This window comes from Mycolicibacterium peregrinum (genome assembly GCF_001665625.1).
Lineage (GTDB): Bacteria > Actinomycetota > Actinomycetes > Mycobacteriales > Mycobacteriaceae > Mycobacterium > Mycobacterium peregrinum_B.
In genome coordinates, this window is sequence record NZ_LZSY01000173.1 from 1 (window position 1) to 15,680 (window position 15,680).

Below are 15,680 nucleotides of genomic sequence, written 5' to 3' on the forward strand. Positions count from 1 at the left end.
CGCACGAAGTCCGCAGGAAACAGGAGGTGCGTCAGATGTCCGAACGCGCCCCGTACTTGCTCTTCCTCGTGAAAGGCAATGTGCTCCAGTCGTATTCGTATGTGTCCGAGCGCCCGACCGGCCGGTTGGCATGTGCCGGCTCGGAGGTTGCGGCATGACCCGGCTCGGGCTCCGGGCCGCAGCACACGTAGTAGATCTGTTCGAGCACCCGCGCGGTGAAGCACTTAACATCGGCGCACCGACCGCGGCGTCGGCAGCCACTTGCCGGAACAGGAGTTCTGATGGCAGATAAATGGTCGACCGGAGTATCGCTACGCAACCTGTCGGGCCCGATGCAGGCCGTCGGGGCGCTGTTCGCGATGTCGCTGGACGCCATCCGGTTCATCTTCAAGCGTCCGTTCCAGGGCCGGGAGTTCCTCGAGCAGTGCTGGTTTGTCGCCCGGGTGTCGATGGCACCGACGCTTCTGGTGGCGATCCCGTTCACCGTGCTGGTGAGCTTCACCCTCAACATCCTGCTGCGCGAACTCGGTGCGGCCGACCTGTCGGGCGCGGGTGCTGCCTTCGGTGCGGTGACCCAGTTGGGCCCGATGGTGACGGTGCTGATCGTCGCCGGCGCCGGGGCGACGGCGATGTGTGCGGATCTGGGTTCGCGCACCATCCGCGAGGAGATCGACGCCATGGAGGTGCTCGGCATCAATCCGATCCAGCGTCTGGTGACGCCGCGGATGCTGGCGTCGGGACTGGTGGCGCTGCTGCTCAACAGCCTGGTGGTGATCATCGGCATCCTGGGTGGCTACGTGTTCTCGGTGTTCATCCAGGACGTGAACCCGGGTGCTTTCGCGGCCGGGATCACCCTGCTGACCGGTGTGCCGGAAGTGATCATCTCGTGTGTCAAGGCCGCGCTGTTCGGCCTGATCGCCGGACTGGTGGCCTGCTATCGCGGATTGACGATCACGGGCGGCGGTGCCAAGGCAGTGGGCAACGCCGTCAACGAAACCGTGGTGTACGCCTTCATGGCCCTGTTCGTCATCAACGTGGTCGTCACGGCCATCGGTATCCGCATGACGGCGCACTGAGGCAGGGGACGCAATGGGAACCATGACGATCCTGCGGTCGACCTACCCGCGGGTCAGCAGACAGTTCAACAAGCCGGTGTCGACGTTGAGCCGGATCGGCGATCACACGCTGTTCTATCTCAAAGCACTGGCGGGCACTCCGCACGCGGCGTTGCACTACCGCAAGGAACTGATCCGGCTGATTGCCGAGATCTCGATGGGTGCAGGCACATTGGCCATGATCGGCGGAACCGTCGTCATCGTCGGGTTCCTCACCCTGGCCACCGGCGGTGTGCTGGCCATCCAGGGCTATTCGTCGCTGGGCAACATCGGTATCGAGGCACTGACCGGCTTCCTGGCGGCCTTCATCAACGTCCGGATCGCCGCACCGGTGGTGGCCGGCATCGGCCTGGCCGCCACCTTCGGCGCAGGCGTCACCGCCCAGCTCGGTGCGATGCGGATCAACGAGGAAATCGACGCACTGGAGGCCATGGCGATCCGGCCCGTCGAGTACCTGGTGTCCACCCGCATCGTGGCCGGGATGATCGCGATCACCCCGCTGTACGCCATCGCGGTGATCCTGTCCTTCCTGGCCTCCCAGTTCACCACCGTGGTGCTGCTCGGGCAGTCGGGCGGCCTCTACGACCACTACTTCACGACGTTCCTCAATCCGATCGACCTGTTGTGGTCGTTCCTGCAGGCCGTCCTGATGGCCATCACCATCCTGCTGATCCACACCTACTTCGGTTACTTCGCCTCCGGCGGGCCATCCGGGGTCGGGGTCGCGGTCGGCAACGCCGTACGAACCTCACTGATCGTCGTGGTCTCGGTGACCCTGCTGGTGTCACTGTCCGTCTACGGCTCCAACGGAAACTTCAACCTGTCGGGTTAGGGAGAAGAGTTGACACGAAACGTGGGACCGGGCCCAGCCCACCGGTCCGAAACCACAAGTAGCGCTGTGCCGGTGGCAGCACGCCCCGGACGCAGCTTCGGTGCGCGGGGCTCCGCGCGGCCGTTGGCAGGCCTGGCGACCGTGGTCGCGATAGGTCTGATCTTCGGCCTGGCCGTCGCGCTGTTCCGCGGCAGCTTCACCAAGACCGAGCCGATCACGCTCATCTCCGACCGGGCCGGCCTGGTGATGAACCCCGATGCCAAGGTGAAGATGCGTGGCGTCCAGGTCGGCACAGTCAGCTCTATCGAGCACCGAGCCGACGGTAAGGCCGTGTTGCACCTGGCGATGAACCCGTCACAGCTTGGCCTGATCCCAGACAACGTTCAGGCCGACATCGCCTCCACGACTGTGTTCGGCGCCAAGTACGTCCAGTTGGTCGCGCCGGACAAGCCGTCATCGGACAAGCTCCGCCCCGGCCAGATCCTGCAGGGCGACCATGTCACCGTCGAGATGAACACGGTCTTCCAGCAACTGACCAATGTCTTGAACAAGATCGACCCGGCGAAGCTCAACGAAACCCTTGGCGCGCTGTCGTCCGCGTTCGGCGGGCGCGGCGAGGCGATGGGGCAGTCCCTGTCCGACTTCGACGCGGTGTTGAAGAAGATCGAGCCCAGCCTCCCCAATCTGACCGGCGACATCGAGAGCATGGCTGCAGTGTCACGGGCCTACGGTGACGCGGCACCCGATCTGCTCAAGACCTTCGAAAACACCAACAAGCTGAGCGACAGCATCGTGGCCGAGCAGCAGAACCTTGACAACTTCCTGGTCAGCTCGATCGGCCTGGCCGACGCCGGCAACGACGTCATCGGCGGCAACCGGCAGGCCCTCAGCACCACGCTGAACCTGTTGGCACCCACCACCGATCTGCTCAACGAGTACGCCCCCGGTATCGAGTGCGGCCTCAAGGGCATGAATTACATGGCCCATACGCCGCCCCAGCCGGAACCCGGTGTCGTGGTCAACGTGGCCTTCACGCTCGGCATCGAGCGCTACCGTTACCCGCAGAACCTGCCGAAGGTGGCGGCCAAGGGCGGTCCGCACTGCATGGGCCTGCCGTATATCGGATTCGGCAACAAGGCCAAGTACCTCGTCACCGATACCGGCGCCAACCCGTGGCAGTACGGCAACCAGGGCATCCTTCTGAACTCCGACGGCCTCAAGCAGACGCTGTTCGGTCCGCTGGACGGCCCGCCACGTAACACCATGCAGATCGGACAACCGGGATGAAGCGCGGCAGAAGCACATTCATCAAGTTCGCGTCGTTCGCGGTGGTGATGGCCGTCCTCACGACCTTCCTGTTCATGACGTTCTCGGAGTACCGCGGCGGTTCCTACTCGGGCTACTCGGCGGTCTTCGGTGACGCTTCGCGGCTGGAGGCCGGGGACTCGGTGCGGGTCGCCGGTGTTCGGGTCGGCACGGTGAAAAACGTTTCTCTGCAATCAGATAAGTCGGTCAAGGTCGACTTCGACACCGACCGCAACGTCGCGCTGACCACGAGTACCAAGGCCGCGATTCGGTACCTGAACCTGGTCGGGGACCGCTACCTGGAACTCGTCGACAGTCCCGGCTCGACCAAGCTCCTGCCCGCCGGCTCACTGATCCCGAAGGAGCGCACCACAAGCGCGCTCGACCTCGATCTGCTGCTCGGTGGTCTACGCCCGGTGATCCAGGGGCTCAACCCCCAGGATGTCAACGCGTTGACGTCCTCGCTGATCCAGATCTTCCAGGGCCAGGGCGACACCCTCGATTCGCTGCTGAGCAAGACGTCGTCGTTCTCGAACACGTTGGCCAACAACGACCAGGTGATCCAGCAGTTGATCGACAACCTGAACTCGGTGGTCGGAACCCTGGCCAAGGACGGCAAGAAGTTCGACGGAACGGTCGACCGGCTCGAGCAGTTGATCAGCGGTCTGTCGCAGGACCGTGACCCGCTCGGCACGGCGGTGACGCAGCTCGACAACGGGACCGCCTCGCTCGCAAGCCTGCTCACCGAGGCGCGGCCGCCGCTCAAGGGCACCGTCGATCAGATGAACCGACTGGCGCCGTTGCTCGATGACCACCAGATCGTCCTCGACCGGGGGCTGCAGAAGGCCCCGGACAACTTCCGCAAGTTGGCCCGGCTGGGCTCCTACGGCAGCTGGATCATGTACTACATCTGCGGACTTTCCATCCGTGTCACCGATCTGCAGGGGCGCACCGCGCACTTCCCGATGATCAAACAAGAAGGCGGGAGGTGCGCGGAGCCCTGATGCTTAAGTACCGCGAATCAAATCTGATCAAGGCAGGTTTCATCGGCGTCGTGCTGATGATGCTCATCATCGCCGTCGGGCTACAGCCCGAGCGGCTGCAACAATGGGCCTCCTCGGTGCGTCATCAGGCACTGTTCACCGAAGCCGGCGGGATCGCCGTCGGCAACGACGTGACCTTGTCCGGTATCAAGATCGGTGCGGTCACCGACGTGTCGTTGGAGAACGGCGACGCGTTGGTCACCTTCACCACCGAGGGCAAGTACCCACTGGGATCGCTTACCACCGCGCATATCCGCACCGGTTCACTGCTCGGTGAGCGGGTGCTCACGTTGGAGTCGGACGGCAGCGGAACGCTGCGCACCACCGACGTGATCCCCGCGTCGCGCACGTCGTCGCCGTACTCACTGACCGAGGCGGTCAGTGATCTGACCACCAATTCGGCGGGCACCGACACGGCTTCGCTGAACCAGTCCCTGGACACGCTTTCGGCGACCATCGACCAGGTCGCACCGAAGCTCGGGCCGACATTCGACGGCCTGAGCCGGCTGTCGAAATCGATCAACGGCCGCAACGAAAGTCTGGCCAGCCTGCTCAAGAGCGCCAGCGACGTGACCGTGGTGCTGTCGCAGCGCAGCGATCAGCTCAACACGTTGATCCTCAACGCCAATGACCTGCTCGGCGTGCTCAACGACCGGCGGCAGGCCATCGTCGATCTGCTGGCGAACACGGCGGCCGTCTCGCAGCAGCTCAGTGGACTCGTCGCCGACAACGAGGCGCAACTGGCGCCGACGCTCAAGCGGCTCAACTCGGTGACCGCGATGTTGGAACGCAACCGCGACAACATCACCAAGGCACTGCCGAACATGAACAAGTTCCAGTTGTCCCAGGCTGAGACCCTGGCGAACGGGGCGTACTACAACGCCTACGTTCCCAACCTGCAGCCGGCTCAGCTGTTGCAGCCGTTCTTCGACTACGCGTTCGGATTCAGGCGTGGGACGAACGCCGGTCAGCCACCGGACAACGCCGGCCCGCGTGCCGAATTGCCCCTGCCCTACAACGGAATTCCTGGAGGTTCACGCTGATGAACCGCAGTCGTCTCGGTAAATGGCTTGCGGTGGCGTTGGTGGCGCTGCTGGTCGTCGGCGCGGCAGTATTGCTGCGTCAGACCTTCTTCGGACAGAAGACCATCTCTGCTCTGTTCACCTCGGCCACCGGCGTCTACCCAGGTGACGATGTCCGGGTCTCCGGCGTCAAGGTCGGCACGATCGAGTCCATCAAGCCCGAAGGCACCCAGACGCGGGTCACCCTCAAGGTCGATCACGGCGTGCCGATCCCCGCGGATGCGAAAGCGGTGATCGTGGCCCAGAACCTGGTCGCCGCCCGCTATGTGCAGCTCGCGCCCGCCTACCGTTCGAGTGGCCCGACATTGCCGGATGACGCGGTGATCGGCCTGGACCGCACCGCCGTTCCGGTGGAGTGGGATCAGGTCAAGGAACAGCTGATGCGGTTGTCCACCGACCTCGGACCGCAGAGTGGCGTCGACGGGACGTCGGTGTCGCGCTTCATCAACAGCACAGCCGACGCGATGGCCGGAAACGGCGACAAACTGCGGCAGACCATTTCGCAGTTGTCCGGCGTGGCCCGGGTGCTGGCCGAGGGCAGCGGCAACATCGTCGACATCATCAAGAACCTGCAGACGTTCGTCACCGCGCTGCGGGACAGCAACCAGCAGGTGGTGTCGTTCCAGAACCGGCTGGCCACCCTCACCAGTGTGGTCGACGGCAGCCGGTCGGACCTCGATGCGGCATTGACGAACTTGTCGATCGCGGTTGTTGATGTGCAGCGGTTCGTCGCGGGCTCTCGTGATCAGACCGCCGAGCAGGTGCAGCGGCTGGCCAATGTCACCCAGAACCTCGTCGACAACAAGGATCAGGTCGAGCAGCTGCTCCACGTCGCGCCGAACGCGTTCATGAATGGCTACAACATCTACAACCCGGACTCCGGCAGCGCCGTCGGTCAGTTCGTGATGAACAACTTCTCCAACCCGGTCGAGTTCATCTGCGGTGCAATCGGTGCGGTCGAGAACACCACCGCACCGGAGACCGCGAAACTCTGCTCGCAGTATCTCGGGCCGGCGTTGCGGCTCATCAACTTCAATTATCTGCCGTTCCCCATCTCGCCGTACCTGATGCCGTCGGCCAGTCCCGAGCAGATCGTGTACTCCGAACCGCGGCTCGCGCCCGGTGGTGAGGGTGGGGCACCCACTCCGCCCGAGACCCCGCCGGCGATCTCGGCCTACAACCCAGGCCCGGAACCACCTCCGCCGTTCACCGGCCGCGGACCCGGGGAGCCGCCGCCAGGGGCCCAGCAGCTCCTGCCAGGGGGCGAGTACTACCCGCCCAACATGCCGAACACGGTGTCGGACATGCTCAATCCCACTGGCGGTCAACCGGGTCCGCCGCCGGGACCTGCGCCAGGTCCACTGGCGGCCGAAGCCCCGGCGCCAGCGGCACCGGCACCAGCAGAAGGGACGCCACCAGCATGACCAGGGGAAAGCCGGTACGGCTGGCGATCGCCGTCGGATCATGCGTTGCGCTGACCACCAGCGGGTGCGCCTTCCAGGGCGTGAACTCGTTGCCCCTGCCCGGGGCGGTCGGGCGCGGTGCGGACTCCAGCGTCTACCACGTCGAAATCGCGAATGTGGCGACGCTGGAACCGAACTCGCCGGTGATGATGAACGACGTCGTCGTCGGTAGTGTCCGCAGCCTGTCGGTTAAGGATTGGCACGCCGACGTCGAGTTCTCGGTGAAACCGGGTGTTGTGGTGCCGGCCAACGTGGTGGCCAGCATCGGGCAGACCAGCTTGCTGGGTTCGATGCATCTGGCGATCAACCCGCCCGCCGGTCAGGCTCCCGACGGAAAACTCCAGCCGGGAGCGACGATCCAGCTGAACAACTCGTCGACGTATCCGACGACGGAGCAGACGCTGTCCTCACTGGCTGCCGTGGTGAACGGCGGCGGTCTCGGCCAAATGGGCGACATCATCCACAACTTCAGTGCCGCGATCAACGGTCGGGAAGCTGATTTCCGTGACCTGCTCACCCGACTGGATACGTTCGTCGGCGCTCTGGATGCCCAGCGCGACAACATCGTTGCCTCCATCGAGGGTCTGAACCGACTGGCCTCGACCTTTGCCGGGCAGCGCGATGTGATCACTCGTGCACTGGAGAAGATCCCGCCCGCACTCGACGTGTTGATCAAAGAGCGGCCGAGATTCACCACCGCACTGCAGAAACTCGGTACCTTCAGCGCCACCGCCAACCAATTCGTCAACGACTCGCAGGCTGATCTGGTCAGGAACCTGAAGAACCTGGAGCCTGCGCTGAAGGCTTTGGCCAACGTCGGACCGGACCTGGCTTCGGTACTCGAATATGCGCCGCATTTCCCGTTCACCCAGAGCTTCATGGACCGGGTGATCCGTGGCGATTACTACAACCTTTTTGCGTACTTCGACATGACCATCCCGCATCTCAAGCGCAGCCTCATGATGGGCACCCGCTGGGAGCAGGGCGACGCGCAGAACGTTCCGGTGCCCGGGGATCCGAGCTATCTCAACTACACCTATGACCCACTCAAGACCGGGGTCGCTCCGCCGCCGCCGGATGGGTTGCCGCCGGCTCCGGACGGACCGCCACCACCGGATCTCCCAGCTCCGACCTACTCGGGCCCGGTGCTCCCGGTAGTGCCTCCGGCGCCGATGACCATGCCCGGTGGCATGGCGCAGCCGGCTGCACCGCCGAGCCCATCGACATCCGTGTTCGCCGGACCTTATGCGCAGCAAGGCGGTCCGGCTCCAGCTGAGCAGCCGGCACCACCTACTGCACCTACTCCATCGACAGGGGGTGGCGGATAGATGCTCACCCGCTTCATCCGGACTCAGCTGATTCTCTTCACCGTCGCCTCGGTCGTCGGTGTGGCCGTCATGCTGTTCGCCTACATGCAGGTGCCGACGCTGCTCGGCATCGGTCGCATCACCGTGAAGATGGAACTGCCGGCGACCGGCGGTCTCTACCAGTTCAGCAATGTCACCTATCGCGGGTCCCAGATCGGCAAGGTCACGTCGGTGGAACTGACCGACAAGGGGGCCGAGGCGACGCTGTCCCTGGACCGCTCGCCGAAGGTGCCTGCGGACCTGGCCGCCGAGGTCCGCAGCATGTCGGCGGTCGGCGAGCAGTACGTCGAGTTGTTGCCGCGCACCAACTCTGGGCCCTACCTGGACAACGGTTCAGTGATCGCGATGTCGAACACCAAGATTCCGCAGCAGGTCGGACCGATGCTCGATCAGCTCAGCGCCCTGGTGGACACCATCCCGAAGGACAAGCTGAGCCAGCTGCTGGACGAGTCCTACAACGCGTTCAACGGAACCGGCTACGACTTCGGCTCGCTGCTGGACTCGGCTTCGACGATCACCAGGGATTCGAACGCGGTCTCAGATCAGACGCGGGCGTTGATCGATGACTCCAAGCCCTTCCTCGACGCGCAAGCACAGACCACCGATTCGATCCGGACCTGGGCGGCCAGCTTGGCCGGTATCACCGGGCAGGTGGCCGAGAATGATCCCGAGGTGCGCTCGCTGCTGCGCAACGGTCCCGGTTTCGCCCAGGAGACCACCAAGCTGCTCGACCAGATCAAGCCGACTTTGCCGGTGTTGTTGGCGAATCTGAGCACGTTCGGCCAGATCGCGGTCACCTACAACCCGTCGATCGAGCAACTGCTGGTGTTGTTGCCGCCGTACGTCGCTCAGCTGCAGACCTATGCGCACACCAACAACACGAGCGGTCTGCCGATGGCCGACTTCTCGCTGGGCCTGGGTGATCCGCCGACGTGCACAGTCGGATTCCTGCCGCCGTCGTCCTGGCGCTCCCCGGCCGACACGACCGTGATCGATACCCCGGACGACATCTACTGCAAGTTGCCGCAGGATTCGCCTATCGGCGTCCGCGGCGCGCGAAACTACCCGTGTATGGGCCACCCGGGCAAGCGGGCTCCGACGGTCAAATTGTGTAATGACCCCAAGGGATTTCAGCCCATCGCCCAGCGTCAGCATGCGCTCGGTCCGTATCCGCTCGACCCCAGTCTGATCGCGCAGGGCGTGCCCCCGGATTCCCGGGTGCTGCCGGACGAGAAGATCTTCGGGCCGCTGGGCGGCACTCCTCTGCCTCCGGGTGTGAGCGCTCCACCGCCGGGCGCAGCGCCCGAGCCGCAGCCGGCGCCGAATTTCGCGGGGACAAATCCCGGTTCGATGCTGCCGGGTCAGCCGATGTACCTGGAGCCGCCGGTGCCCGGCGTGCCACCGCCTCCGGCAGGCGATCCCAACGCGGTTCCGGTGCCTGAGGCGGACAAGCCGCAGGCAACCGAGCTGCCGCCCGTCCCGCATGGCCAAGGGGTCTTTCCGGATGCTCCGGAGGTCCCCATGCCGGCGGAACCGGGGGTGGCGCCGAGCGCGTTCACGGGCGGTGCCGGAAACGGGCCGTCAGTGGCGATCGCCAAGTACAACCCGCGCACGGGGGAGTACATGGGCAGCGACGGCAATCTGTACAAGCAGACGGATCTCGTGTCCACGCCCAAGACGTGGCAGGACCTGATGCCGACGTAGCGGATCGTGCGAAAAGAACTGGCCCCGGGCTATTGCCCGGGGCCAGTTCTTTTGTCGCGATTCGGTTTTCAGCTAGGCGGGCCGCATGTAGAACGGCATCCGGACAACGGGCCACTGATTGCGCCCACACGAACCGCTGGGGCCCTTCGTGACGTCCTCGCCGGCGTATTCGGATGAAGCCTGATCCACGTGTCCGTCGAAGCCCACCGGATAGAACTTGTACACCTGCATGCCTTCGACGGGCGTCCCGTCGGCGCAGAAGCGCCAGTTGGGTACGACCCGCTTCACGTACCAGAGGCCGTTGGTCGTGTAGACCGGTGCGGACCACCCCGCGTCGCTGTTCACCGTGCCGCTGCATTCGGTTGGCGAGATGCACTGCGTCGAGATCGTCCAGTTGCTCACCACCCGCGGTTGCTCCTCGTAGCGGTCGTTGATTTTGGCCCACGCGCCGTTGGAGGAGGTGGCAAAGGTGCCGTTGATACCCCACTGTTCGCCCGCACTGGCCGGGGCGGCTCCACTGAGGCCGACAGTTGTCGCGGCGGCGATCGCCACCGCAACAGCACTTACCCGGGAGACTGACATGAACTGCTCCTTCTGGCCGACCTGAGGGGCGGTAGCCGTGTTCTCAGTTTCGGAGAATATCACTATCAACGGCTGGTCCACGGTGGATTCACTCGTGCCAACTCGTCACGCCTCCGGCCGGGGGACCAGCGGCGGGCCTTTCGTAGTAATATTCTCCAAAACTGAGAGTTTAATTTCCAGCTATGCGAAAGTAGCAACGTGCGTGTGACGGTGATGGCGACCGCTTCAGTGATTGTCGCCGGGATGCTGGCTGCTCCGCAGGCAAACGCGGGACCGCAGACATGTAATGACGCGTTTTGCACGCCGGGGATCAACCCGAACGCGGTACTCGGCGCCCCGTGCGACAACACCTCCTACTTCGTGTTCGGGGTCGACGCGCGTAACGGTTGGGGACGGCTGGTGTTCTGCGGCTCCCCGCGGCGCTACGAGCCGCGGTGGTTCCGGTCGCCACCCATGGTGGGTATCCGCGACGAGAACAGCCTGTGCATCAACGAACAGAACTCGGTGGCGCAGGCCCCGGACGGCCTGTTCCTGAGCTGTGTGCCGATGAACGGTGAGACACGCTGGCTTCGTGGCGACGCCTGAGCCGAATGCTTGAGAAATGCCTGGGGGCGACGCGAACCGCGTCGCCCCCAGGCATTTTGACGTTTCGGTCGTGAGTTCGAGGTCTACCAGTTCCGGATCGAACACAACGCGCCCTTGGGGCCGCTGTTGGTCTTTACCACCACACCGTCGACTGTCAGTTTGCAGTTGAACCCGGGCGTCGGAAGGTTGGGCGACTCACCGCTCTGAACCAGGACCATCGCCCACAGGTCAGGATTTGCCAGCATGGCGTCGAACACCCACGGCTTGTCCGGTGCGACGTCCACATCGGCTCTCGGGCTGAATTCGTACGGGTTGTGGCTGTAATCCGAGAACTGCACCGGTTCGGAGTCGCGGTAGTAGATGTGAACCCAGTACGGGGCATCGGCGGTCACGGTGTACTGCACGTGGCGCAGTGGCGGTCCCACCGGTTCCGGATCGTCGGCGAATGCCGGTGCGGCGGTGGTGATTGCGCCGGCTGCCAGCGCGGCGGCCGCCGCAACGGACAGCGCTCGGATAGTCGGGTAGCGCATCGATCACATCCTCGTCAGGGTGAACGGATAGGTGAAGGAGCCACCGGGAGCGCCGTCGCAGCCGACATCGAACGTGGAGACCATCTCGCCTGTGAGGGTGGTCGCGTCCCACGTGTAGACGTCGTGAGTCGGGATCGTAGGCCCGTAATAGATGTCACCGCACCGCAATCCGTAGAACTCGTCGATCGTCAAGGTGTAGCGACCGTCGACAAGTCTGGCGTCGGCACGGTTGGGGACCGCCTTGGCGACCGGCTGCGGGACGGTCATGATGGTGATGCAGTCGTGCTGAAAGTTGTCGGTCCCGGGATCGTGGCAAGGGGTGATCGCCGACCAGATCCAGGTGTGGAAGTCCCTGCGGTCGGGCATGTTGAGGTTGTAATTGCCGAAGTACATGGCCTGTGACGGCGGTGCCAACGCGATTGCAGTCCCCAACCCGAGCACGGCGCTCATCGCCATACGGATCAAGCTGGACTTCACAGGCACCTCCACGGATCAGCACTGGTCGGCTGACTATAGAACGAGAGCAGGCTCCACCGTGCCGAAACCGGAATCTCGTCTTCGCCAGCGAGATTGTCATTCTCGCAATCGGAGAATAGCAAATGCGGCGAAGACGAGATACGCGGAATCGTCTGTCGAGCGGCGGTCAGCGCACGGGCTTGAACGTGATGTTCAGGTCGGTCAGTCCGCGCAGGATGAAGGTCGGCTCGTAGGTGTAGTGACGATCGTCGGCGGGGCCGTGGAACTCCTCGTCGATGGCGATATCGGCCATGCGGTCCAGGATCCGTTCCAACGACACCCGGCCCTCGACGCGGGCCAGCGGACCACCCGGGCAGCTGTGGACGCCACGGCCGAACGCGATGTGCTCTCGCACGTTCTTGCGGTCGAGGCTGAAGGTGTGCGGGTCTTCGAAACGGACCGGGTCGCGGTTCACCGCACCCGGGCACACCATCATGGTGGTACCCGCGGGAACGTCGATGTCGCCGAGCTTGGTGTTCTTCTTGGCCAATCGGAACTGGCTCTTGACCGGAGCGTCCATCCGTAGGGCCTCCTCGACGAAGGTCGGGATACGGCTGCGGTCGTCGCGCAGGGCCTGCTGGATGTCAGGGCGGTCGCCGAGCACGCGCAGCGAGGCCGAGAGCAGCTTGGTGGTGGTCTCCTGGCCGGCGGCGAACAGGAATGTCGCGGACCGAACGACCTCGATGATGGGCGGTACAGAACCGTCCGGGTAGTTCGCCGTGGCCAGTGCCGTCAGCACGTCGTCGCGGGGTTCTGATCGCCGGTCTTCGAGGTAGCCGCTGAACTTCTCGTCGAGCCATTCCAACGGATTGCTGGCAACCAGGTCGCCGTCGAGGGAGCCGACCTGAGCGCCGGGCCGGGGGGCGCCCAGCACCGTCCGGAACTCTTCGTGGTCTTCTTCCGGCACGCCGAGCATGTCGGCGATCACCAGGAGCGAGAAGGGCTTCGCGTAGGCGCTGAGGAACTCGCATTTGCCGTCGGCGATGAAATCGTCGAGGCACTGGTCGGCGAGCCGCCACATGAAGTCCTCGTTCTCCTTCAACCGGCGCGGCGTGAGCAGCCGATTGAGCAGGGAACGGGCGTTGGTGTGGTCGGGCGGGTCCATGGTCACCATGTGCTCGAACATCGGCATCTGCGCGCGGTGCGCCGCAATCTGCTCGGTGATGTCGTCGCCTTCGGGCGTGAAGGGCAGCGGCGGGAACGGTCCGGCGACCGCGATGCAGGACGAGAAGGTGTCGGTGTCCTTGAGGACCGTGGTGGCCTCCTCGAACCCGGTGATCGCCATGACGCCGTAGTTCGGTTCCGTCACGACCGGACACTTGCTGCGCAGGTGGTCGAAGTACGGGTGCGGGTCGGGTACCAGCGACTGGTCGGTGAAGTAGTCGATGGTGTCGTAATCGGTCGTTCCGGAATCGGTCATGGTGTGCGCTGCCTCCCGAATTCGATGTGCGCTGCGGTGGTTTCGCGGCGGGCTGCACCGCGCGAAGAATTTTCGAAAATTGCTGAGCACCTGCTTAGCATGTCGTTAGAGTCATGGTCAAGATCACCTGGCTGCGTGAAAGTTACGATCAGCCATACATTGTCGGGAACTTGTCGTGAGGAGGACCGATGGCATCGGCGCGAAGGATCGGGGCGCCGGACGCGAAGAACCGGATCGTGCTGCTCGACGCCGCCGAGGCGCTGATGATCGAGGAAGGGTACGTCGCGGTCACGTCCCGGCGAGTGGCAGAACGGGCCGGGCTCAAGCCCCAGCTGGTGCATTACTACTTCCGCACGATGGACGACCTGTTCCTGGCGGTGTTCGTGCGACGTGCCGACGAAGGGTTGGCTGCGCAGGCCGAAGCCCTGAATTCGCCGCAGCCGCTGTGGGCGCTGTGGCGGTTCGGCACAGACCCGAGCGCTACGCGTTTGACGATGGAGATGACCGGGCTTGCCAACCACCGACCGGTGCTGCGCGCGGAGATCGGCCGCTACGCCGAGATGTTCCGCGAGGCGGAGACCAAGGCGATCGAGGCGGCGCTGCGGCGCTACGGCGTCGATGCGTCCGAGGTGCCGCCGATCGTGTGGACATTCATCGCGGCCAGTGTGTCGCGGGTGATGGTGATGGAGCAGGCGCTCGGCATGACGGCAGGCCACGCCGAGGTGCTTCAGTTCTGCGAGGACTGGTTGCGACGTCTGGAAGGTGAGCCGCAGCCGCTGGAGCTGCCGGCCTGAGGCCCGCGTCCGCCCGAGCGCACGCGAACGTCCCCCGAAACCATGGTTGCGGGGGACGTTCACGTGGGGGCTCGGGAAACTAGAGCGAGAGGATGGTGGCCGAGGCGGTTCCCGGCGCGCCGTAGACCTGGGCCAGGCCGACGCGCGGGTTGCCCGGTACCTGACGTTCGCCTGCCTCACCGCGTAGCTGACGCACGAGCTCGTGCATCTGGCGTAGGCCCGAGGCGCCGATCGGCTCGCCGTTGGCGATCAGCCCGCCGTCGGTGTTGACCGGCATCGTGCCGTTGATCTCCGTCGCGCCTTCGAGCAGCAGCTTCTCCTGGTCGCCGTCGGCGCACAGGCCGGTTTCGGCCATGTGGATCACCTCGGCGCCGGCGTCGGTGTCCTGGAGTTGGGCGATGTCGACGTCCTCGGGTCCGATGCCCGCGGCCTCATAGGCGGCCTTGGCCGCGTACACCGTCGGCGAGGGGTCCTCATCCAGCGGAGCCGAGGTGCCGTGCACCTCGTAGGCGCCGTAGGTACGCGTACGGATCTCGCTGGCCCGCACATATACCGGCTTGTCGGTGTACTTGTGCGCGATGTCGGCGCGGCACATGATGACCGCGGCTGCACCCTCGTCGGGGGCGCAGAACATGTACTGCCGCAGCGGGTAGTTCAGCACCGGCGAGGCCATGATCTCCTCGACCGAGATCTCCTTGCGCCGGAACGCATTCGGGTTCTTCTCGCCGTTGCGGAAGTTCTTGTTGGCCACCCGCGCGAGCGTCTCCTCGGAGATGTTGTGCTTGTGGATGTAGTGGTTGGCCTTGATGCCGAAGAACTTGGTGGTGACGAACTGGCCGTTCTCGGCGTACCACTGCGGCAGAGCGAGTTTCGCCGGATCGTCGGTGAACGCGCCGCGCGGGTGCTTGTCCAGGCCGATCGCGATGCCGATGTCGTACTTGCCCAGCCGGATGGTGTCGGCGGTCTGCTGGATCGCGCTGGCGGCGGTGGCGCACGCGTTGAACACGTTGGTGAACGTGATGCCGGTCAGCCCGACCAGGCGGGTGACCGCATCCGGGTTGGACACCTCATAGCTGCCGCCGAACCCGAACTGGATGTCCTTCCACTCCAGGCCGGCGTCCTCGAGCGCCAATTGGATTGCCTCGGCACCCATCTGCATCGCGGTCTTGTCGAAGCGGCCGAACGGGTGCAGGCCGACTCCGATGATGGCTACATCGTTGGTCATGTTGTTGCCTCTCTACACCGGCTGGAAGGCGAAGGTGACAACTTCGTTGCCATCTTCATCGGTGGTGAACGGGATCATGGTGAGTTCGACGTCCATGCCGAATTGCAGTTTGGCGGG

15 protein-coding genes and 1 pseudogene are annotated in these 15,680 nt (G+C 64.6%); 10 read left to right on the top strand and 6 right to left on the bottom strand.

Annotation, left to right across the window (positions count from 1 at the left end):
* Positions 1 to 281 precede the first annotated feature (281 nt).
* The 8 genes from A5779_RS27930 to A5779_RS27965 all read left to right on the top strand — a co-directional run bounded on the left by A5779_RS27930 (position 282) and on the right by A5779_RS27965 (position 9,911).
* Complete coding sequence (locus A5779_RS27930; protein WP_055115885.1) at positions 282 to 1,076, top strand: MlaE family ABC transporter permease; 795 nt, start codon at positions 282 to 284, stop codon at positions 1,074 to 1,076.
* Between the two features lie 13 nt (positions 1,077 to 1,089).
* Entirely contained in the window at positions 1,090 to 1,947 is an 858-nt protein-coding gene (locus A5779_RS27935) for an MlaE family ABC transporter permease (protein ID WP_064886990.1), read from the top strand.
* 66 nt (positions 1,948 to 2,013) lie between these two features.
* A complete protein-coding gene (locus A5779_RS27940) occupies positions 2,014 to 3,234 on the top strand; it encodes an MCE family protein (protein WP_236734906.1) in 1,221 nt (406 codons plus the stop codon).
* Positions 3,231 to 4,256, top strand: a complete 1,026-nt coding sequence (locus tag A5779_RS27945) for an MCE family protein (protein WP_064886992.1) — start codon at positions 3,231 to 3,233, stop codon at positions 4,254 to 4,256. Before A5779_RS27940 ends, A5779_RS27945 begins: the two co-directional genes overlap by 4 nt.
* A complete protein-coding gene (locus A5779_RS27950; RefSeq protein ID WP_064887000.1) occupies positions 4,256 to 5,338 on the top strand; it encodes an MCE family protein in 1,083 nt (360 codons plus the stop codon). Before A5779_RS27945 ends, A5779_RS27950 begins: the two co-directional genes overlap by 1 nt.
* Positions 5,338 to 6,801: an MCE family protein gene (locus A5779_RS27955; RefSeq protein ID WP_064886993.1), complete on the top strand. Its 1,464-nt coding sequence runs from the start codon at positions 5,338 to 5,340 to the stop codon at positions 6,799 to 6,801. Before A5779_RS27950 ends, A5779_RS27955 begins: the two co-directional genes overlap by 1 nt.
* Positions 6,798 to 8,168, top strand: a complete 1,371-nt coding sequence (locus tag A5779_RS27960) for an MCE family protein (protein ID WP_064886994.1) — start codon at positions 6,798 to 6,800, stop codon at positions 8,166 to 8,168. The genes A5779_RS27955 and A5779_RS27960 overlap by 4 nt, the downstream gene beginning before the upstream one ends.
* The gene (locus tag A5779_RS27965; RefSeq protein WP_064886995.1) at positions 8,169 to 9,911 is read left to right on the top strand and encodes an MCE family protein; all 1,743 of its coding nucleotides are present in this window, start codon (positions 8,169 to 8,171) and stop codon (positions 9,909 to 9,911) included.
* Between the two features lie 72 nt (positions 9,912 to 9,983).
* On the opposite strand, the gene A5779_RS27970 is transcribed toward A5779_RS27965, so the two are convergent.
* Positions 9,984 to 10,493: an Rv2253/PknI dimerization domain-containing protein gene (locus A5779_RS27970; RefSeq protein ID WP_064887001.1), complete on the bottom strand. Its 510-nt coding sequence runs from the start codon at positions 10,491 to 10,493 to the stop codon at positions 9,984 to 9,986.
* Positions 10,494 to 10,691: 198 nt separating this feature from the next.
* On the opposite strand from A5779_RS27970, the gene A5779_RS27975 reads away from it, so the two are divergent.
* Positions 10,692 to 11,078: a hypothetical protein gene (locus A5779_RS27975; RefSeq protein WP_413784945.1), complete on the top strand. Its 387-nt coding sequence runs from the start codon at positions 10,692 to 10,694 to the stop codon at positions 11,076 to 11,078.
* A gap of 83 nt (positions 11,079 to 11,161) precedes the next feature.
* Here the strand turns inward: A5779_RS27975 and A5779_RS27980 are convergent, their stop codons facing one another.
* From A5779_RS27980 to A5779_RS27990, 3 genes are all read right to left on the bottom strand, one after another.
* Positions 11,162 to 11,608, bottom strand: coding sequence for an Rv2576c family protein (locus A5779_RS27980; RefSeq protein ID WP_110777820.1), 447 nt, complete (start codon positions 11,606 to 11,608; stop codon positions 11,162 to 11,164).
* A gap of 3 nt (positions 11,609 to 11,611) precedes the next feature.
* A complete protein-coding gene (locus tag A5779_RS27985) occupies positions 11,612 to 12,085 on the bottom strand; it encodes a hypothetical protein (protein ID WP_110777825.1) in 474 nt (157 codons plus the stop codon).
* A 166-nt stretch (positions 12,086 to 12,251) separates the two neighbouring features.
* Positions 12,252 to 13,544, bottom strand: a complete 1,293-nt coding sequence (locus A5779_RS27990; RefSeq protein WP_064886997.1) for a cytochrome P450 — start codon at positions 13,542 to 13,544, stop codon at positions 12,252 to 12,254.
* Between the two features lie 188 nt (positions 13,545 to 13,732).
* Here A5779_RS27990 and A5779_RS27995 point away from each other — a divergent pair, with 188 nt between their 5' ends.
* A complete protein-coding gene (locus A5779_RS27995) occupies positions 13,733 to 14,338 on the top strand; it encodes a TetR/AcrR family transcriptional regulator (RefSeq protein WP_064886998.1) in 606 nt (201 codons plus the stop codon).
* Positions 14,339 to 14,417: 79 nt separating this feature from the next.
* Here the strand turns inward: A5779_RS27995 and A5779_RS28000 are convergent, their stop codons facing one another.
* Both A5779_RS28000 and A5779_RS28005 read right to left on the bottom strand, forming a co-directional pair.
* Positions 14,418 to 15,563: a thiolase family protein gene (locus A5779_RS28000; protein WP_064886999.1), complete on the bottom strand. Its 1,146-nt coding sequence runs from the start codon at positions 15,561 to 15,563 to the stop codon at positions 14,418 to 14,420.
* Positions 15,564 to 15,575: 12 nt separating this feature from the next.
* Positions 15,576 to 15,680 (bottom strand): annotated as a pseudogene (locus A5779_RS28005) (DNA-binding protein); the annotation flags it as partial.